This is a genomic window from Listeria booriae (genome assembly GCF_000766865.1).
Classification (GTDB): Bacteria; Bacillota; Bacilli; order Lactobacillales; family Listeriaceae; genus Listeria_A; species Listeria_A booriae.
Genome location: NZ_JNFA01000025.1, coordinates 138371 through 158382, shown reverse-complemented (window position 1 = coordinate 158382; position 20012 = coordinate 138371). Strand labels below are relative to the sequence as shown.

The window sequence follows — 20012 nt, the reverse complement described above, 5'->3', positions numbered from 1 at the left end:
GAAAGCGTTGTCACGAAGGACGGTGGTAATCTTTTTATTTTGTCACTCTATATAATCTTTACCAATATTGTGTAAACGAAAATATAAGTTCCGTTTCAACAAGATAAATGTCAGAACTGTTATAGGCTACCATAGAGATAACCCAAAGTTCTGTGAACGCATTTACTTGTTTATTTAAGGTGTGTAAAAATAAATAACTTTCTAAAGGGATATGAATTACACAATAAAGAGATACAAGGAAACGAGAGAACGCTTTCAAACTGAAAAGGACTCATTAACCTATCGGTAAGTCACCAATTTTAGCGATAATAGTTGTAATTTGTCTACAGATTTATACGTTAAATAGGTGTAGACTATATGTATATATCGGGCTTATGTGAGGAGATGAAATGATTATTAACAGTCCATGCAATATACTACCATGTGAACCTTTAAATAAACATAAAATTTGGAATTAACGAAAAAATAAACAACAAGCATGTGAAAGAAAAATAGGGAATCTATAGATACGTTAAGATGGAGGCGTAAGATGAAACAAGTAATAACGATTAACAGCTTTTTAAGAAGTTTGAGGAAATTATGGTCACTATTAATTGTCATACCAATACTATTAATAGTAGTGACACTAGCTGTTAGTACATTGTGGCTGAAACCGATTTATACCTCATCTACACAGGTGTTGGTAACCACAGCAACGAAAGGAGATGAAATGCCTAGTTTTGAAGAAATAAGAACATCTATACAACTTGGCAATACTTTCAGCACGACATTAGGGAGTGCAAGAACAATGCAAGGCGTTATTGATAAGTATAAGTTAAACAAAAACGCTACCGAATTGGCTAAACAAGTAAAAGTAACAAGCAGTGAGAATTCTTTGGTTTACAAGATTACAGTAACTGACAGTGATCCTGGGAAAATTGAGCAATTGACTAATGGCATCGCCGAAGTGTCACAAAAAGATTTTGCGAAATTGTTTAAATCCACTAAAATGGTTATTTTGGAAAAAGCAAGTGCACCTGCACAAGTCAGCAATTTAATTAAATATATATTGGCTGGACTATTCGGTATTGTACTTGCATTTGTCATTGTTATTTTACAGGCTAGTTATGACAATACAATTCGTCACAAAACGGTCATTGATGAATTGGAACTAACATTTCTCGGAGATATGCCATTTATAAAAGGAGATATGGAATGATGGAGACCAGAAGTAAAAACAAGGTTCTTTTTTTTGAAGGAGAATCAAATTCATTTGAAGCAGAGAAAATTCGTTCCATTCAGGTGAATATGCAGTTCTCGTTATTGGCACAAATGAAACATAAAAAGATTATGTTTACATCGGCGAACAAAGGTGAAGGAAAGACATTTTGCATTATCAATGTTGCAAAAGAGGCTGCAAACCAAGGGAAAAAAGTATTATTAATTGATCTAGATTTACATCAGCCGAGATTATCACAAAGTCTACTACCGAGAGAAAAGCGTGGGCTGATGAACATCATTAAAGAACAGCATAACATAAATAGTAGTAAGTGCATTTATAATATATCTGAAAATTTATATGTTTTGCCAACGGGTATATTACCGCCTAATCCTTTAGGTATTATCAGTTCAGATTTCTTTGCAGAAACATTAAAATTACTAGAGTCTGAATTTGATCATATATTTATTGACACACCACCTGTTAGAGTATTATCGGATGGAAGGGTCATTGCATCGTTATGTGATGGGGTAGTCATGGTTATTCGCAGCGGTATAACAAAAGTTTACGAGCTTAAAGAAGCAAAAGATTATATCGATAAAACGGGGACACCAATTGTAGGTGCTATATTGAACGGTAGCAAATACAGTGAGAAAGATAAGAAAGTCTATGCCTATTATTAAATCGTTATTAGGTAATTATAAAGTAGTCAGTTTCTTTTTGATGGCTTTCATTATATTGGAAATTTGTGTGTTTCTTCCTTATGGTTATGTCCCAGTCGTTCTACTCTTAGTAGTAGTTATCCTTTTATGCATCCGAATTAATATGGAAAAATGTATGTTTATACTTTCGATTATACTATTATGTGCTGGTTTTTTTGGTCCATATTTGGGTTTACCGGCTATGGAAAATATTTTTTTGTTCCGCGTATTATTGCCAATTCATTTAGTACTATTCCTCTTTTTCTACAAGAAAGACTGGGAGAGAATACGGAAAGTTAGGATTTTCTTATGGTTGTATATTTTCTTTATTTTTGCAATGGGGATAACCTTATTTTGGACAGATAGCCTGGGAGAAAGTCTTCGGTACATCTATTTTCTTTTTGAATGGCTATATATTTTTTTTATCTGTGTCTATTTTCTAAAGGATGTCAAAAGTTATCGGGTATTCGCTAAATGTACGGTTGTTCTATACATTCTTTTTATATCTATTGGGTTATGGGAAGTTATTACAGGTATGCATCTCCCTCGTTCTGGATCAACATTTTATATCACAACAACGAGTGAGCACCAACCAACGGGCTTTCAATTTAATACAAATGATTATGCTGCATTGCTGACTATTCTTTTTCCAGTGGTCATTAATGAAATGAGTAAATGGAAGAAAAGAGCGGCGATTATAGCTATTAGTATTATATCGGTTGTGGCGGTATATCTTGTTATTGTCACTTTCTCCAGAATGGCAATGCTAGTTATCTTAATTGAAGTCATTATATTACTAGTTAGTTGGATGAGAATTTGGATTTTTGTGGGTATTATCTTGGGTGGATTAGGGGTTGCTCTTGTCTCTTATTACTTTAAGTGGAGTTTGATAATACAGCTTTTTTCTGATATTACAAGAGCTTTTACAGATAAGAACGGCTCTACACTCGAACGGATGGAAATGTATAAAGCTACATGGTCGTTGATTAGAGATTCCCATTTTATAGGAATCGGAGCAGGTATGTTGCCAACACATTTAAGTACGGTCATGTATGGTTTTGAAAATGCCTCCGCAAGTTATTGGTCCCCGCATAATTATTGGTTGGAGGTTTTGGCAAATGGAGGAATTATTGCGTTTATCCCATTAATTAGTTTCTTTATTCTCTATTTTATCGCCTCTTTGTACTACTGGGTAATAGCAAGATGGAAGGTTGAGAGTGCAGTTCCGTTTTTAATCGGGGTTGCTTTTGTATTTGCAAGTATCGGGTTGAGTGGGACATTCGATAAAATGTTTTTAGGGTTAGGACTCGGTATAGGAATGAGCATACTAAATATTTACTATATAGAGAGAGACGGAAAAGAATTATCAAATCAAATTTAGGATGGGTGAGAGTATGGAAATTATTTCAAAAGAAAAAATATTAAAAAAAGAAGCGAAAATAGCAATTATGGGGATGGGCTATGTAGGTTTACCGCTAGCAGTCTCGTTCGCTAAGAATGGTTTTGAAACGATTGGGTACGATGTCAATAGTAAGAAGATTGATAGCCTAAGTCAGGGAATATCCGATATTGAAGATATTTCCGATGAGACGCTCAGAGTAAGATTAGAAAATGGCAAACTGCAACTAACAACCAATCCTAACTCATTATTAGACGCGGATGCCATTATCATTTGTGTTCCAACGCCATTGACAAAATCAATGGAACCAGACATGCGTTACATTGAGGTCGCTGTAGATACAATTAAGAAAAATGCTAAAAAGGGGGTGTTGATTTCTCTTGAAAGCACAACATATCCAGGTACGACCCGCGAAATTATAGGTGCTGCTATGGAAGAAGAAGGCTTTGTTTTAGGCACGGATTTCTTTGCCTGCTATTCACCAGAGCGTGTAGATCCAGGGAATAAAATATTCCAAACAGAAAATACACCAAAAGTGGTGGGAGGTTTAGATAGTGCATCTAAGGAATTAGGAGAAACATTATACAGCCAAGTCATCCGTGAAGTTGTTGCTGTAAATTCCACAGAAGTTGCAGAAATGAGCAAGTTACTTGAAAATACATTCCGGAGTATCAATATTGCGTTCATTAATGAAATGGCTTTATTATGCGAGAAATTAGGTATAGACATTTGGGAAACCATTGAGGCATCAAGCACAAAGCCATTTGGATTTATGAAATTCACGCCAGGTCCAGGCATTGGAGGCCACTGTATCCCATTAGATCCAATGTATCTATCGTGGAAAGCAAAGTCTAAAAATTTTTATAGCAGATTTATTGAGCTTGCACATGAAATCAATCATTTAATGCCAGAAAAAATGACAGAACACGTGGTTGAAACACTAAATGAACACAGAAAATCAATCAATGGCTCACATATTCTTTTAGTGGGGATGGCATATAAAGAAAATAGTAATGACTTACGCGAATCCCCAGGGTTACAAATCTTTGAATTATTACGAAAGCGCGGTGCTAGTGTCTCGTTTTGCGATCCAAAAGCGCCGAGATTTATTGATAATCAAGGAGATGCGCACTATTCTATCCCGTTAAATTATGATGATTTTAGTAGCTACGATTTAGTTGTCTTGCTAACAAAACATGATGTATTTGATATTGCGAAGATCGGTGAAAATAGCACATTGATTTTAGATACAAAAGATATTTTAAAAGATAGCTATGAAGAAAAGAAACGAACATACGGTAAAATTGGCAACCAAATGAATCAAAAATCGCAAGAAGTGCCTTCATATTGAGGGTTAGATTATTTAAGGAGATGCAGTCATGAAAGAATTACCCAGAAAGGAACAACTGGAAATGCTAGATCGTTATTTCTTATCAACAACAGAGGCCATTAATATATTACAAATATCCCGTCAAAATTTCTATTCACTAATTAGCAGAAAGAAAATAACCAGAATAAAAAAAGATGGGGCAGTACTATTTTTTAAAGAAGAAATTTTAGAGCGATTAAATAATCAACCAATGCTAAGAACAAAGTATAGACCTTTCGACCGCAGGGAGGAATTAGAAACAGAATTGCAAACAACAAAATAAATAGAGAGCTATACTTGTAAAATGTGAGAGGTCCAGGGTGGGAGGTATGGAATGAAGATACAGAAAATGATAAAACGCAGCGCAGATATAATGATGTCTATCGCATTTCTCTTTATTTTCAGTATACCAATGGGAATTTTGTATGTTGTTCTAGCTTTTCATTTTAAAGAAAATCCAATTTTTAAATCGGTTAGAGCAAAGTACCGAGGGGACGGCTTTGTTATGTATAAATTTAGAACAATGCGTAGTGCGGTAGATAGTAACAATGAACCACAGCCTGATAGCAAGCGGGTGACAGAACTGGGGCAATTAATTAGAAGCTGGAGCTTAGATGAATTGCCCCAGTTATTGAATGTTTTAAAAGGCGATATGAGCTTGATTGGGCCAAGACCTTTGCCGCCAGAATACAATGAATTATACACAATAGAAGAACGCAAGCGGTTAGAGATGAAACCGGGCATGACTGGGTGGGCCCAAGTTAACGGGAGAAACAATGTTAATTGGAAAGCTAAATTTCAATTAGATGTGATGTATGTCACGAAGTACTCGTTGCTGTTCGATTTGAAAATTAGTTTGCTTACAATTATGGTCGTTTTAAAAAAAGAAGGTATCAGTCAAGATGGACACGTTTCAGCGGAACGCTACAAAAAATAATAGGCTAGTCTTTATAAAAGGATGGATGACAATGAAGAATAAGAAAAAAACTTTAATTATTGGAGCCGGTTTGGGAGGAGAATTTGTTATTAAGCAACTTAATGAACTTAATAGTGAGTATGAACCGGTGGCTATTTTAGATGATAATCCAGATAAATGGAATTCTAGGTTACAAGGAATTCATATATTTGGCAGTTTAGATTGCTTCGATGCTTGTATAGAAAAATATAAAGTAGAACATATTATTCTAGCAATCTCAACACTTGACGACAAGAAAAGACAAAAAATCATTGCTCAAATAAAGTCTTATAATATAACATATTTAGTTCTTCCGGATGTGTCGTCAACCAAACAGAACCCAAAAGTAGAAATGCCTGAATTAAATTATAGCAAGCTACTTCCAAATAGATTCGAATTCCAGTTAGACTACAAAGAGGTTCATAAGGAAATAAGACAAAAAACGGTACTTATCACAGGAGCAGGAGGTTCGATTGGCTCAGAGCTTGCTTGTCAAATTTTAAAATGCCATCCTAAAAAGCTTATTTTATTAGGAAAAGGTGAAGGCAGTATTTTTCAGATTAGTACATTACTAGAGCAACTAAAAAAAGATGAATCTTATCAAGGTGAGGTAATTTCTGTTATCGCAGATATTTGTGATGCTGAGCAGTTGTTTCGGCTTTTTAAACACCATAAGCCAGATATTGTTTACCATGCGGCAGCACATAAGCATGTTCCGCTGATGGAAAACAATGCTTATGAGGCGGTGAAAAATAATATTGTTGGAACTTACAATATCATCCAAACAAGTAAAGCGATGCAAGTAGAAAATTTTATTATGGTGTCGACAGATAAAGCTGTGAATCCCGAGAATATCATGGGCGCAACAAAAAGATTAGCAGAAAAATTAACATTGGAAATGGATACAGTAAGCAAAACAAGATGTAACGTAGTGCGTTTCGGAAACGTTTTAGGTAGTCGTGGCAGTGTTTTTCCAAAATTATGGGAACAAATTCATCGTGGTTTACCGCTTACTATAACGAATCCTAAGATGAAACGCTATTTTATGACAATTCCAGAAGCAAGTAAATTAGTTATATCGGCGAGTCTGTTAGCGCAAAGCAATGCTATCTTTGTATTGGATATGGGAGAACAAGTGGGATTAGATTTGATGGTAGATCGATTAATTGCGCTTTCCGATAGAAACAAACAAGATATTGTGATGGAATACGTAGGTGTGCGTCCAGGTGAGAAAATGTCTGAGGAATTATTCAATAAAGAAGAATTCTCATCTAAAGTTAGCAATAAAATTTATGAGGGGAATTATTACACAAGTATGGATGAAGTACTGGCTATCAAGGATTTAATGGCCAGCTATAAAGGGATGGACAATGCGACATTGCGTCAAAAATTGCTTTTAGTAGCCAATCAAAGCATTCCTCAAAATATATCGATGGGGTCATGATTCTAAAATAATGAGAGGAAGGTATAAAATATGCGAGTACTATTTTTAATATCTTCATTTCCAGCTTTATCGGAAACGTTTATTTTGAATCAAATTACGGGGTTCATTGATAGAGGAGTCGACGTTGAGATAGTGGCATGGAATAAGGTAAACAATGAAAAAAATCATCCTGAAATAGAAAAATACAGTTTATTAGAAAAGACTTATTTTTTAAATAATAATTCGGTGAAAAGTCAACGTCTCATCGGTGGCTTGAAAATAGCATCCAAAAGTATTTGGAAGGCACCAAAAGCAACATGTCAGGCATTTAATTATAGAAAGTATGGCAAGATGATTTTTACCGTACGATTTTTATACGCTTTGCCGTATTTTCTTAAAAGACAAAAATTCGACGCCGTTATTTGTCATTATGGTCCAAGCGGTATTATTGCTGCTTATTTGCAGAATCAAAAGCTATTACCCGAAAACGTCATGACATTTTTTCATGGAAATGATGTTACGACATTTGTAAAAAAGCATGGGAGTAACGTATATGATAGCTTATTTGCTGCAGATATCAAGCTACTACCAGTGAGTCACCAATTCGCACGTTTATTAAAAGCATATGGTGCAAATTCTGAACAGATTCAAGTACACCGAATGGGGATTGATCTAGACAAATTTCATCCAGTAAAGCCTTCTGGATTAGGTGAAACAGTCAATTTCCTTTCCATAGGGCGTTTAACGGAAAAAAAAGGTATGGATGTCGCTATCAAAACGATGTATGAACTAAAAAAAAGAGGTTTGCGAATATCGCTAGAAATCATTGGTGAAGGGGCGCTAAGAAACGATTTAGAAGCACTTATTATCAATAAAAACCTAGAAAAAGAAGTAACATTGCTAGGCTGGCAGTCACAGACGGAAGTTAAGCAAGCCATTGAAAAAGCTGATTTTGTCTTACAATTAAGTAAAACGGCTTCAGATGGCGATAAGGAGGGCGTGCCGGTCGCTTTAATGGAAACGATGGCGCGTGGTAAGTTGGTTATTTCAACACATCATAGTGGCATTCCAGAATTGATTACAAATAATAAACATGGATGGCTTGTGGCAGAGGACAGCGTGCCAGAAACGATTGAAAAAATTATAGAAGTGATCCATCATCCAGAAATCTGGGCGCAAATTTCTGAGCAGGCGAGAAATAAAATACATCATGAGTTTAATATTAAAAAATTGAATGACACGCTTATTGCTTCATGCGCAGGAGGAATAGTACATGCTCAAAAAAATGTTTAATATTAGCTCTGTGCATCCATGGAGTGACACGCGTATTTTTTTTCGAGAAGCAACCTCCATCGCTGAAAATCTTGATTATCAAGTGACACACATTGCTGTTCAAAATCAAGTGAGTACAAATATTGACACACCAATAAGTATTCATGTATTACCTAAACTTCCTAGATTAGAGCGATATAAGAATTGGCAACGCATATGGCAGAAGATTCAATCCGAAAAACCAGACGTTATCCATTTACATGATCCAGAGCTGTTACTGTTAGCATGGTTTATCAAAAAAAGAATGCCGATAGCACCGATTATTATTTATGATATGCATGAAAATGTGCCGCAAATTATTGCCTCTAAACAAGCAATTCCAAGTATTTTCCGTAAGATAATGAAGCGCCCATATCAAATAATGGAGAAAAACCTGATGCAATCATGTGATGGTGTTATTTTTGCAGAAGAACATTACCACGAAAACTATCCGAATTTAACATGTCCAACAGTGGACGTATACAATTACCCAGCAATCAGGTCGGAATCTCAGGCGCTCCCAAAAAGTGATGTATTTACGTTTGTGTATATAGGGAGCATTTCCGAATTGCGAGGGGCGCGCTTGATGATTGACTTGGCGGAGAAACTGGCTGCTAAGCGCGATGATTTTCGAATTCGGATAATAGGAACGGGAAAGGAAGTAGAAATTTTTAAAGCAGAAGTAGAGTTAAGAGGCGTCAGCAAGTGGATTTCTTTTGAAGGACCTAAAAAATTTGACGAAGCATTTCAGATTTTACAAACCTCGCATGTTGGCCTGTCTTTACTTCTTGACAATGCGAATTTTCGAGGATGCAAACCAACGAAATGTATGGAATATATGGCTGCAGGAATACCATTTATCGTTTCAGATTTTCTGATGCAAGAAGATTTGAAGCGTTATCCATGCGGTATATCGGCCAAAACGAGTAACTTAGATGCCGTCGTAAATCAAGCTTTATTTTTTATAGAGAATAGACAGGTTGCAAAAGAAATGGGTGAATGTGGCTTCCGTGCTTTTCAAGAAGCTTATAATTGGCAAACAGAAGAAGAAAAATTGATTTCTTTCTATACGAATTTTGAGGATGTGACATTATGAAAGTAGTCTACTTACATCAGTATTTTGAGAAGGATAAAGGTGGAACAAGATCGTATGAAATTGCCAAAAAGCTTGTTTCTGAGGGACATCAGGTGACAATGATTACTGGAAATGAGGTATCTTCTTGTGAAGGCATTACAATTATCTCAACAAAAACACCTTATCGCCAAGAATACGGTTATATTCGCAGGATTTTCTCCTTTTTAATCTACATGCTAAAAAGCTTGTTTTACGCGCTTCGAGAAAAAGATATCGACATGGTTTATGCCACATCTACTCCTCTAACAGTTGGCCTTGTTGGAAAATGGGTAGCAAACATAAAAAAATGTGCCTTTGTCTTCGAAGTCCGTGATTTGTGGCCAGACGTGCCAATCCAGTTAGGCATTATTAAAAATAACTTTCTAATCAAGATACTTTTCCGAATAGAGTCTGGTATTTACAACAAAGCAGATAAAATTATTGCCCTGTCTGAAGGAATGAAAATGGATATCGTACAAAAAGGCATCCATCCAGATCATATCGAGGTAATCACCAATTTCGCAGATATCAATAGATTTAAGGCCATCAGTGTCACGGATCAAATTCAGCTTTACACAAAATATCCACAATTGCAAAATAAATTTATTAGCCTATACGCTGGTACCATCGGTTTCGTGAATCATATTGACTATATTTTGAAGCTAGCCGAGAACACAACACATGACAAAATTCTCTATGTCATTGTTGGCGACGGCAAAGAAAAACCAAAGCTAGTGAGAGAAGCCAAGCTAGCAAAGCTAAGCAATGTTCTATTCCTAGATGCTGTCTCAAAAAAGGAGGCGCATACCTTAATGACGATGAGCGATGTTGGTATGTGTTTTGTTCGAAATAAAGAAATACTAAATCGCAATAGTCAAAATAAGCTATTTGATTTCTGGGCTGCAGGGAAGCCGACATTAATTAATTACAAAGGTTGGCAAGACAAAGTAATGCGTGAATTCAAAGCTGGCCAAGGTTTTGATTATGAAAATCTAGATGGACTCCGGCTATATCTTGAAAACTTAAGCACCCATAAAAAAAACTACAAGGAAGTCCAGCAGTATGTCGAACAATTAGCCACACAGTATAAAAAAGAAGACTTGCTAGATAAATTAAACAATATTTTGCAAAATATTAGAAAAGAGAGGACGACTATGTTGTGAATGAAGGGAAAATCTTTCTATCTCCGCCACATATGGGAGGCACGGAGCAGCACTATGTAAACGGAGCTTTTAAAACAAATTGGATTGCTCCACTAGGCGCTAATGTCGACAGCTTTGAGCAAAAAATGAAGCATTATACAAAGGCAGAACACGTATTGGCGCTGAATTCAGGAACGGCTGCTATTCATTTAGCCCTGCTTACCTTAGGCGTGACAAGAGGAGACACCGTTTTTTGTTCGACATTAACTTTTGCAGCAAGTGCGAATCCAATTGTATATGTTGGCGCAGAACCAGTATTTATTGATTCTGATGAGAAATCGTGGAATATGTGTCCTATTGCATTGGGAAACGCGATGGAATACGCCGCACAGAGAAATAGATTGCCTAAAGCAGTAATAGTAGTCCATTTATTAGGACTAGTAGCTGATTTAGACACGATTCAGTCGATTTGTGACAAATATGATGTTCCACTAATTGAAGACGCAGCGGAGTCATTAGGTAGCACCTATAAAAATCAAATGACAGGAACGCTTGGCGAAATGGGAATCTATTCTTTCAATGGCAATAAAATCATCACAACATCAGGCGGAGGCATGCTTCTTAGCAAAAAAGAAACCACACGTAAAAAGGCGTTTAAACTAGCAACACAGGCAAAAGAACAAGCAATGTTTTATTTGCATAAAAAAATTGGCTATAACTACAGGCTTAGCAATGTATTAGCGGGTATTGGGATGGGACAGATGGAAGTATTGGACAGTCATATTGCTAAACGCCAAGCTATTTTTAAAAGGTACGAAACAGCATTTTCCGAAATTGATGGTGTATCTATGATGCCAGTTTTAGCTCAAACAGTTCCAAATTGTTGGTTGTCTGCGATTAGATTAGATTTTGAGAAAATAGCATTATCCACAATGGAAATAGTTCAACGGATGGAAGCGGTTGGAGTTGAAGTAAGAATGATGTGGAATCCACTGCATTTGCAACCATCTTTTGCAGGCGCAGAGTGTTATCAGGCACATGAGCAAAATGTTAGCGAGCAACTTTTTCAAGAAGTACTATGCTTACCATCAGGCTCATCGATGTCTGAATCACAACAAGCGTATGTTATTAAAGAACTGCTTGCCCAATTGCTGGCTAATAAAGTAGATCGTGAAAATTAGGATACGTTTTATAGATATTTATGAAACGTATGAGCGACTTGAAGAAAGAGGTATGAAATGAATGAAAGAACAACGAAAAATTGGTAATAGTAGATGAAAAATACGTTGACACGTTTTTTTTATTTCTCACTTGGGCCAATAGCGGGCGCGCTTATCTCTTTTATTACTGTACCAATTACGACTTACTTTGTGTCGCCTGATGAATATGGGAGAGCAAGTATGTTTATTATGGTGCAGACATTTTTAACTGTGTATCTGTATTTGGGCTTTGATCAAGCATATACACGTGATTATCATGAAAATAAAGATAAGAAAAATTTAATTCATAATGCCATGTTTGTTCCATTGTTAATGTCCACATTGCTTAGTGTCATCGCGATTTTATTTCGGAAAGAGCTAGCAATGTGGCTTTTTCAAGATGAGTCGATGCAGTTACCTATTTACTTGCTTTGTATTAGTATGTTTACGCTTATTTTGGAGCGGTTTTGCCTACTATCTATTCGGATGGAAGAAAAGGCGAAACTATACTCCTTTTTAACGTTTATTATTCGGGTATTTGTGTTGGGCGTCACGGTTTTGCTGATTTTATTTGGGGATAGAGATTTTACGGTTGTTGTTTATGGCACTTTAATTGGGCAGATGCTTGGTGACTGTGTTATTGTACTGCTTTGTTTGCCGCTTTTAAATGTAGCGAATTTTAAAATAGATAGGCAAATGATTCGGAAGATGTGGACTTTTGGTTTTCCAGTGTTTATTGCGCTCGCTATTGAGGCGGTTTTTACAATAAGTGATCGTTTCATTATTGGCTTGCGCTCAACGTATACGGAGCTTGGTTTATATACGGCAGCTTTTAAAATTGCTAGCTTATTGAAGATTGTACAGATGAGTTTTACAAGTTTTTGGGTACCGACAGCGTATCGGTGGTATGCGGAGAAACGGAGTATACAGCATTTTCAATTGGTGAGTGATATTGTTGCCGGTGGATTTTCGTTTCTTTTTATTGGAATTCTTATTTTTAAGCCAGCTATTATGTTTGTTTTTACGGATGCTTACCAGGGTGCGGTCAGTATTTTTCCGTTTTTATGTTTTGTGCCGATTCTCTATACGATTAGTGAAACAACGACTTTGGGGATTGTGTTTAGTCGGAAAACATATTTGAATATATATGTTTCGATTGGAGCGATAATTACCAATATAACATTGGCACTGTATTTGGTTCCTTATTATGGGGCGAAGGGGGCAGCGCTTAGTATGGGAATTGCTTATTTTATTTACTATGTATTGCGTTCCGTCCTTTCCAACAGGGAGTGGGAAGGAATTGCTCTTACGAAGCAGCTTTGTACAGTGGTACTTCTTTTTTTGGTGGCTTTTTATAATACTTTTTTTGATTATTATAGCGTGCTAGTGAATATTGGGGTTTTGATATGTATCGGTTTATTTTATTTCTCTCTATTTCATCAGCTTCGGGATTTGTATAGGAATAAAACACACGGGGAAAAAGTGGACATGTCATGATTGGAGCTTATGATTCTCATTTGTTTAAGAATAGCGGTACACTGTGTTTCTAGACGTTTAAAAAGGAAGGATATATTGCTAATTGCTGCAAAGATATATCCTTCCTTTATTTCTTGTGATTCGAGTTGTCTTATAATGGGATTTTCCCCATGATGCCATCTGTCATACGTGCCATGCGATACATTGCTTTCACATCATGCACACGCACGATGCTACATCCTTTTGAAATGGCGTACACAGTAGTAGCACCTGTTCCTTCCATTCTTTGATTCACCGGTAGGTCTAGTACTTTTCCGATAGTAGATTTTCTGCTCGCGGCAAGTAACACTTCAAAACCTAAGTCAACAATTTCGTCGATTCGGCGGATGACTTCTAAATCTTGCTCTGGCGTTTTGGCAAATTCGATACCTGGATCAAGAATAATATTTCTTTTGGCCAGCCCTGCTTTTTGACAGATTTGAACGCTCTCTCGTAAATCATTTTTTACGTCTGATAGGAAGTCTGTGTAGTTCGCATTTTGTCGATTATGCATTAAGCAGATTGGTAAATCGTATTTTGCGGCAAGTTGCGCCATTTTAGGATCATATTTTGCTCCCCATTGGTCATTTAAGAAATTAACGCCTGCTAAAATACCTTCTTCAGCAACTTCGCTACGCCAAGAGTCTAGGGATATCCATATGTCGGGTAAAGCTTGGCGTACAGCTTTAATAATAGGAATGACCCGGCGTCGTTCTTCCTCGATACTAACTTCAGAAAAACCAGGGCGTGTTGATATGCCACCGATATCTATGATAGAGGCTCCATTATTTGCTATTTCTATCGCACGGGCAACGGCGTGTTGTACTTTCATATACTTTCCTCCATCAAAAAAGGAATCAGGCGTAATATTTAAAATACCCATTATCAAGCTAAGATCATGTTTTTTCCACTTTTTATGCATCGTGTTACTCCTTTCTCTACATAAAACAGCCGTCAACAGAAGGGAACCATTGACGGCCTAACAAGCATGTAATCTATAGGTGTAAGGGATGAAGAGGTCTATCTATAGAATACTAAATATAGGCGGTTTTGTCTGTAGATTTTGTGTGGACAAATCAAGGAAAAATTTCTCAAAGACAGCGCTTTCTTGCTGGCTATTTTAGAAAATGTAGAGACGGGATTCATTTCCCGTTATCATCAAGTGTAGTCATTTGTAATAACGGGTATATAAGTGTAAAGTATTGGTGTGAAACAAAGAAAAGCACCACAATACAAAATGAGAAAAGCGAGGTAAGGACAAAATGAATAAAGAAATTGCAAATTTTGATTATTACAATCCAACGCGTATCGTATTTGGGAAAGATCGAATCAAGGAACTTAGCACGCTTGTACCAACGAATAAGAAAGTTCTTGTTTTATATGGTGGCGGTAGTGTGGAACGCTTTGGCACGCTTGCGAAAGTGCGCGAGGCTTTGAGTGGGCATACATTCGGTGAGTTCGGCGGGATTGAGGCAAATCCTACGTATGAAACGTTAATTAAAGCGGTGAAATTAGTAAAAGAAGAAGGTTTCGATTACTTACTTGCTGTTGGCGGCGGTTCTGTTATTGACGGAACGAAATTCATTGCGGCTGCGGCACTTTTCGATGAAGAGCCAATTCATATTTTTGGTAGTGGCATTGGAAAAGGAATTCCGATTACGAAAGCATTGCCGTTTGGTACTGTCTTAACGCTTCCTGCGACTGGTTCTGAAATGAACAGTGGCGGTGTTGTCAGCATTGTTGCGAAAAAAGCGAAACTTGGTTTTGGTAGTGCGGTTACTTTCCCGCAGTTCTCGATTCTTGAGCCGGAACTTACGTATACGTTGCCGAAACGTCAATTGGCGAACGGTGTTATTGATTCGTTCGTGCATATTATGGAACAATATATGACGTATCCAGTTGGTGCGATGGTGCAAGATCGTTTTGCGGAAGGGTTACTTGAAACATTGATTGAAATCGGTCCTGATGTTGTGGATGAATCGAATCATGATTATAATTTACGAGCAAACTTCATGTGGACAGCGACATATGCGCTTAATGGAACGCTAAATAAAGGGGTTCCTGGTGACTGGGCGAGCCATAGTTTAGGTCATGAGATTACGGCGCTTTATCATATTGACCATGCGCGGACGCTTGCGATTGTGTTGCCTTCGTTGCTTGAGATTCGTAAGGAGCAGAAATATGGCAAGTTATTGCAATACGCAGAACGGGTATGGCATATTACAGAAGGAACTGATGATGAAAAAGTACAAACAGCGATTGATAAAACGCGTGCTTTCTTTGAATCTCTAGGTGCTCCGACGCATTTCAGCGATTATGAGCTGGGTGAAGAAGTGGTGGATGCGCTTGTTTCGCAATTGGAAAGCCATGGTTTGACGGCGATTTCCGAACGTGGAGATCAAACACCAGAAGTAAGCCGTGAAATTTACAAAAACGCATTATAAGATAATCATTTAAAACTCTGGAGTGTGCTTCTTTGTTAGCTGAGCATGCTCTGGAGTGTATTTTAATAGGGAAGAGGGGAGTATGATGGAGATAAAAGATAGTAGTAGCAAAACTTTTTTCGGACATCCACGAGGGCTCGCGACGCTGTTTTTTACTGAGTTTTGGGAACGTTTTTCTTACTACGGGATGCGTGCTATTCTTATTTATTATATGTATACGGCAGTTGTGGACGGTGGGCTCGGTTTTTCTCAGGCTACTGCGACGGCGATTATGTCGATTTACGGCTCACTTGTTTATATGTCAGGTGTTATCGGGGGCTGGACGGCTGACCGAATTTTAGGACCGCGACGGACGATTTTTTATGGCGGGGTTTTGATTATGGTAGGACACATTGCGTTGTCATTTCCGGGTGGCGCGACGGCATTATTTGTGTCGATGTTCTTTATCATTATTGGAACAGGATTTTTGAAACCAAACGTGTCAAACGTTGTTGGGGATTTGTATCCAGAGAAAGATCAACGACGGGATGCTGGTTTTAGTATTTTTTATATGGGAATTAACTTAGGCGCATTTATTGCACCGTTTATCGTGACATCTGTATCGGATTCGGCGAATAGTTATCATGCTGGTTTTGGTGTTGCAGCTGTCGGAATGGCGGTTGGCTTAGTCGTCTACGTGATTACTGGAAAAATGTACTTGCGCGATGCTGGAAAACAAGTTCCGAATCCACTAAAGAGCACAGAGAAGAAGAAAATGTCTGGGCTTGTAATTGGATTAGCTATTGGAATTGCAGCAATTTTCACGGTTATCGGGTTGCTTCAAGGGGAATATTCGTTAGAAACGGTTATCATGACGGTGACGGTGCTTGGTGTTATTATTCCGCTGCTGTATTTTATCGTAATGATGACGAGCAAGAAAACGACGAAGGACGAGCGGGCGCGCTTGACTGCATACATACCGCTGTTTTTGATATCTGTCATGTTTTGGATGATTGAAGAGCAAGGCTCGACAACGCTTGCTTTATTTGCAGCGAATCGAACAGATTTAAGTGTTGGTGGGTTTACGTTAAATCCGGGTGTATTCCAATCGCTGAATCCGATGTTTATCATTATTTTATCACCGATTTTTGCTTGGATTTGGACGAAGATGGGGAAACGGCAACCAGGGACACCGCGTAAGTTTGCGTTAGGGCTATTTTTTGCAGGGCTATCGTTTGTGATTATGATGTTGCCAGGTATTCTGGCCGGTAATACGACGACGGCTGTGAGTCCGCTTTGGCTTGTATTTAGCTTCTTCATTTGTATCGTCGGGGAAATGTGCTTATCACCAGTCGGCCTTTCCGCTACGACAAAACTAGCACCGGCTGCTTTTGCGTCACAAACCATGAGTGTCTGGTTCTTATCCGATTCGATGGCACAGGCTTTCAACGCACAGGCAACGCAATATTTCAACGCAGATACAGAAATTTTGTACTTTGGTATTTTTGGATTTGGCGCTGTGGCGTTCGCGATTCTACTATTCTTAGGTGCACCACTTCTGAAAAAAAATATGCGTGGTGTTGATTAATAAAGTGACATGGCGTTTTCTTGCGGGGAAACGCCATTTTCGTGATATGAGAATTGCAAAACGCGGCTTGGCTTGATACACTGGGAATATAATTGAAAGAATGGCGGTGCAAAAGGGAATGAGTAGTAAAGTAACTTTATATGTCACGCGGCATGGCAAGACGATGTTAAACACGATTGATCGGGTTCAAGGATGGGCAGATAGTCCACTAACAGAAGCTGGAATTGTTGTTGCAGAACAGCTCGGTCGTGGTTTAGCAGGTACGAAATTCGAAGCGGTATATACGAGTGATCGTGGCCGCACGATTGAAACGGCGGATATTGTGATGCGACACGCAGCATTTGAATTGCCTTTAAATCAGCTAAAAGGGTTGCGCGAGTTCGGTTTTGGGAAGTTTGAAGGGGAACTGAATCGTGTGATGTGGGAAAAAGCTTGTGAAGTACACGGTTTTCCGACGGTGGAAGCATTTTTTGAAGTACATAAGCATGATGCACCACGATTGATGATTGATATGGTTGCGGAAATGGATGAAACAGGTATGGCGGAGAATTGGGATATTTTCACGACCCGGTTGCTTGCTTCGCTGGACTTGATTTGCAGTGAAGTAACGGATGGCAATGTGTTGGTCATTTGTCACGGCATGGTAATCAATATTTTGCTATCACTCTTAGATCCAGATTCGGTTGCTGTACCAATTGAAAACGCAAGTGTTACAAAAATTAGCTTTGAAAATGGGAGCTACTCAGTAGAATCTGCGAACGATATGCAATACGTAGCTCGCGGTGTCATTAAAAATTAGGATAAGGGATGAAGAAACATGGAAGATGTACCGATCAAAAAACGAACAACTTTCTTAGGCTTTTTAGCATTTTTACTAGGGATTCTATGTATTGTGATGATTTTTATAAAACCTGTGGAGTTTGGTATTGTTACAGCAAGTAATTGGTTTCTTGTTATTTTTGGTGTTGCTGTTCTTACGCTGATTGTGTCATTAATAGGAATTGCAAAAGAGACAGAGCGTAATTTTTTCCCAGTGATTGGTTTTATTATTTCGATGGGGTATATTGTGTTTTGGCTTGTGTTTTTCTTGTTAATATTGATGGGTGTAATGTAGCGAATAAATAGAAGATGGAGGAATGAGACATGTATAAACCAGAGAAATCCGTTTCTACTTTTTTAACATTTAGTGGGGATGCAGAAGAAGCAATGGCCTTTTATTTAAGCCAGTTTCCAGAGGCCGTTGAGAAAAGTAAAGTATATATTGGGGAAGAAGACCGTGGCGAGACAGGTAAACTGCTGAATGGCACGTTCGAGCTTCGCGGACAGTCTTTCATGGTTATGGATATGGAAAAAGAATACGCACCAGCCTTTTCTTGGGCAGCGTCGATTCTTGTGAATTGCACGGATGAGGCCGAATTTGACCGCTTATTTGCATCATTTGCAGACGGCGGCTCGGTCATGATGGGCCCAGAAGCGATAGGTCCATTTAAAAAAGTAACGTGGATTACCGATAAGTTCGGTGTGACATGGCAATTTGTTTGGTAAATTAGAGAAAAACCACCGTTTGCAGAAAAATGCGAGCGGTGGTTTTATATTACAATGAAATAATGCGTGGATTTTTTGCTGTGAAGCCTTGTTCTAAAATCGCCATATTAGTAAGCGTCTCTTTGTCAGCCACTAATTTCACTGTATTATTTAAAATAGCATCGTGTAGATGATCATAAAGACGGCCATAGTCGCCAAGCGGTGTAGGTACCGTTTCTTGTACGGTTTCGCCAGCATCATTAACATAAACGAGCGTGCCATAATGACTCTCAGGATCAACGCCGAAATCTGTATCACCAGGCATTATACCAGCTTTTAGACATGTTTCTTGCTGATCGATGCCATATTTTACGAAACTGCCTTTTGTACCGTGAAGGATGAATTTCGGATAAGGAATGTTCACCAAATGGCTCGTTTTCACAATCGTCTTATGTTTCGGATAGAAGAATTGAACTTCAAAAGTATCATCAGGATTTCCCGGATTGCGGACAGAACGAATGTCGTAGCTAACTTCGTCGGGACGACCAAACAAGTCGATTATTTGATCCATCATATGAACACCGAGCCCGTAAAAAGCACCATCATAATGCTCCCCGTCAAACCTTGGCGCATCAGGACGATAATAATCCATGTGCGATTCTAACTCCACAAGATCGCCTAATTTACCGCTGTCCAATACTTCCTTTACCGCCAAGTAATCACTATCGAAACGACGATTTTGGTAAGCCATCGCAATAAGCCCTTTCGATTCCGCCAATGCAAAAAGTTCCGCGGCTTCCGATGCAGTTGTACAGAACGGTTTTTCAACGAGGACATTTTTGCCGCTTTCCAACACTTTTTTCGCTAGTTCATAGTGTGTATTTGCGGGCGTGCAGATGCTAACGAGCTGAATTTCTGTATCTTGCAAAAGCTCATCCAGCTGATCTGTAAACTGAATTTCATATTTCGCGTAATCTGCTTCTAGTTCTGGCTTGCGTCTGTGATTGTAGATCGTTTTAATGCGAATATGATCGCGAATCAATGTATACGGCATGTGATACCGCGTCGTACTTTTCCCAAAACCAATATAACCAATTGTAAGCATACTATTTCCTCCTTAAAAGAGGCTCCAAACGTATTGTCCGCGTGAG

Annotated in this window: 19 protein-coding genes; 17 read left to right on the top strand and 2 right to left on the bottom strand. The window is 38.2% G+C overall.

The genetic code is table 11. The features are described 5' to 3' along the window. The first annotated feature begins 529 nt into the window (after positions 1 to 529). The 12 genes from EP57_RS11960 to EP57_RS11905 all read left to right on the top strand — a co-directional run bounded on the left by EP57_RS11960 (position 530) and on the right by EP57_RS11905 (position 13308). Positions 530 to 1198 (top strand): YveK family protein, encoded by a 669-nt coding sequence (locus EP57_RS11960; RefSeq protein ID WP_036087044.1) that lies wholly within the window; start codon positions 530 to 532, stop codon positions 1196 to 1198. Next, positions 1195 to 1881, top strand: coding sequence for a CpsD/CapB family tyrosine-protein kinase (locus EP57_RS11955; RefSeq protein WP_036087043.1), 687 nt, complete (start codon positions 1195 to 1197; stop codon positions 1879 to 1881). The genes EP57_RS11960 and EP57_RS11955 overlap by 4 nt, the downstream gene beginning before the upstream one ends. Continuing rightward, a complete protein-coding gene (locus tag EP57_RS17205; protein ID WP_241480727.1) occupies positions 1868 to 3280 on the top strand; it encodes an O-antigen ligase family protein in 1413 nt (470 codons plus the stop codon). The genes EP57_RS11955 and EP57_RS17205 overlap by 14 nt, the downstream gene beginning before the upstream one ends. Before the next feature lie 13 nt (positions 3281 to 3293). Beyond that, complete coding sequence (locus EP57_RS11945; RefSeq protein ID WP_036087042.1) at positions 3294 to 4649, top strand: nucleotide sugar dehydrogenase; 1356 nt, start codon at positions 3294 to 3296, stop codon at positions 4647 to 4649. A gap of 28 nt (positions 4650 to 4677) precedes the next feature. Continuing rightward, positions 4678 to 4950 (top strand): helix-turn-helix domain-containing protein, encoded by a 273-nt coding sequence (locus EP57_RS11940; protein WP_052167667.1) that lies wholly within the window; start codon positions 4678 to 4680, stop codon positions 4948 to 4950. Positions 4951 to 5001: 51 nt separating this feature from the next. After that, on the top strand, positions 5002 to 5604 hold the full coding sequence (locus tag EP57_RS11935) for a sugar transferase (protein ID WP_241480726.1): 603 nt from the start codon (positions 5002 to 5004) through the stop codon (positions 5602 to 5604). A 31-nt stretch (positions 5605 to 5635) separates the two neighbouring features. Continuing rightward, the gene (locus tag EP57_RS11930) at positions 5636 to 7066 is read left to right on the top strand and encodes a polysaccharide biosynthesis protein (RefSeq protein WP_052167666.1); all 1431 of its coding nucleotides are present in this window, start codon (positions 5636 to 5638) and stop codon (positions 7064 to 7066) included. A gap of 30 nt (positions 7067 to 7096) precedes the next feature. Then, on the top strand, positions 7097 to 8338 hold the full coding sequence (locus EP57_RS11925; protein WP_036087041.1) for a glycosyltransferase: 1242 nt from the start codon (positions 7097 to 7099) through the stop codon (positions 8336 to 8338). Next, the gene (locus EP57_RS11920) at positions 8319 to 9452 is read left to right on the top strand and encodes a glycosyltransferase (RefSeq protein WP_036087040.1); all 1134 of its coding nucleotides are present in this window, start codon (positions 8319 to 8321) and stop codon (positions 9450 to 9452) included. The genes EP57_RS11925 and EP57_RS11920 overlap by 20 nt, the downstream gene beginning before the upstream one ends. Continuing rightward, the gene (locus EP57_RS11915; RefSeq protein WP_036087039.1) at positions 9449 to 10633 is read left to right on the top strand and encodes a glycosyltransferase family 4 protein; all 1185 of its coding nucleotides are present in this window, start codon (positions 9449 to 9451) and stop codon (positions 10631 to 10633) included. Before EP57_RS11920 ends, EP57_RS11915 begins: the two co-directional genes overlap by 4 nt. Continuing rightward, a complete protein-coding gene (locus EP57_RS11910) occupies positions 10630 to 11793 on the top strand; it encodes an aminotransferase class I/II-fold pyridoxal phosphate-dependent enzyme (RefSeq protein WP_036087037.1) in 1164 nt (387 codons plus the stop codon). The genes EP57_RS11915 and EP57_RS11910 overlap by 4 nt, the downstream gene beginning before the upstream one ends. 105 nt (positions 11794 to 11898) lie before the next feature. Then, positions 11899 to 13308, top strand: coding sequence for a lipopolysaccharide biosynthesis protein (locus EP57_RS11905; protein ID WP_159106429.1), 1410 nt, complete (start codon positions 11899 to 11901; stop codon positions 13306 to 13308). A gap of 130 nt (positions 13309 to 13438) precedes the next feature. Here EP57_RS11905 and folP read toward each other — a convergent pair whose 3' ends face one another. Further along, positions 13439 to 14248 (bottom strand): dihydropteroate synthase, encoded by an 810-nt coding sequence (gene folP, locus EP57_RS11900; protein WP_036087030.1) that lies wholly within the window; start codon positions 14246 to 14248, stop codon positions 13439 to 13441. Between the two features lie 340 nt (positions 14249 to 14588). On the opposite strand from folP, the gene EP57_RS11895 reads away from it, so the two are divergent. From EP57_RS11895 to EP57_RS11875, 5 genes are all read left to right on the top strand, one after another. Beyond that, the gene (locus EP57_RS11895) at positions 14589 to 15770 is read left to right on the top strand and encodes an iron-containing alcohol dehydrogenase (protein ID WP_036087029.1); all 1182 of its coding nucleotides are present in this window, start codon (positions 14589 to 14591) and stop codon (positions 15768 to 15770) included. A gap of 85 nt (positions 15771 to 15855) precedes the next feature. Then, on the top strand, positions 15856 to 17337 hold the full coding sequence (locus tag EP57_RS11890) for a peptide MFS transporter (RefSeq protein WP_114982777.1): 1482 nt from the start codon (positions 15856 to 15858) through the stop codon (positions 17335 to 17337). Positions 17338 to 17455: 118 nt separating this feature from the next. Beyond that, complete coding sequence (locus tag EP57_RS11885) at positions 17456 to 18136, top strand: histidine phosphatase family protein (protein WP_036087252.1); 681 nt, start codon at positions 17456 to 17458, stop codon at positions 18134 to 18136. A gap of 18 nt (positions 18137 to 18154) precedes the next feature. Next, positions 18155 to 18451: a hypothetical protein gene (locus EP57_RS11880; RefSeq protein WP_036087027.1), complete on the top strand. Its 297-nt coding sequence runs from the start codon at positions 18155 to 18157 to the stop codon at positions 18449 to 18451. A gap of 29 nt (positions 18452 to 18480) precedes the next feature. Next, complete coding sequence (locus EP57_RS11875) at positions 18481 to 18882, top strand: VOC family protein (RefSeq protein ID WP_036087026.1); 402 nt, start codon at positions 18481 to 18483, stop codon at positions 18880 to 18882. 49 nt (positions 18883 to 18931) lie between these two features. Here the strand turns inward: EP57_RS11875 and EP57_RS11870 are convergent, their stop codons facing one another. Further along, positions 18932 to 19966 carry an oxidoreductase gene (locus EP57_RS11870; RefSeq protein ID WP_036087025.1) on the bottom strand — a complete coding sequence of 345 codons (1035 nt, stop codon included), beginning with the start codon at positions 19964 to 19966 and terminating at the stop codon, positions 18932 to 18934. Positions 19967 to 20012: the final 46 nt, after the last annotated feature.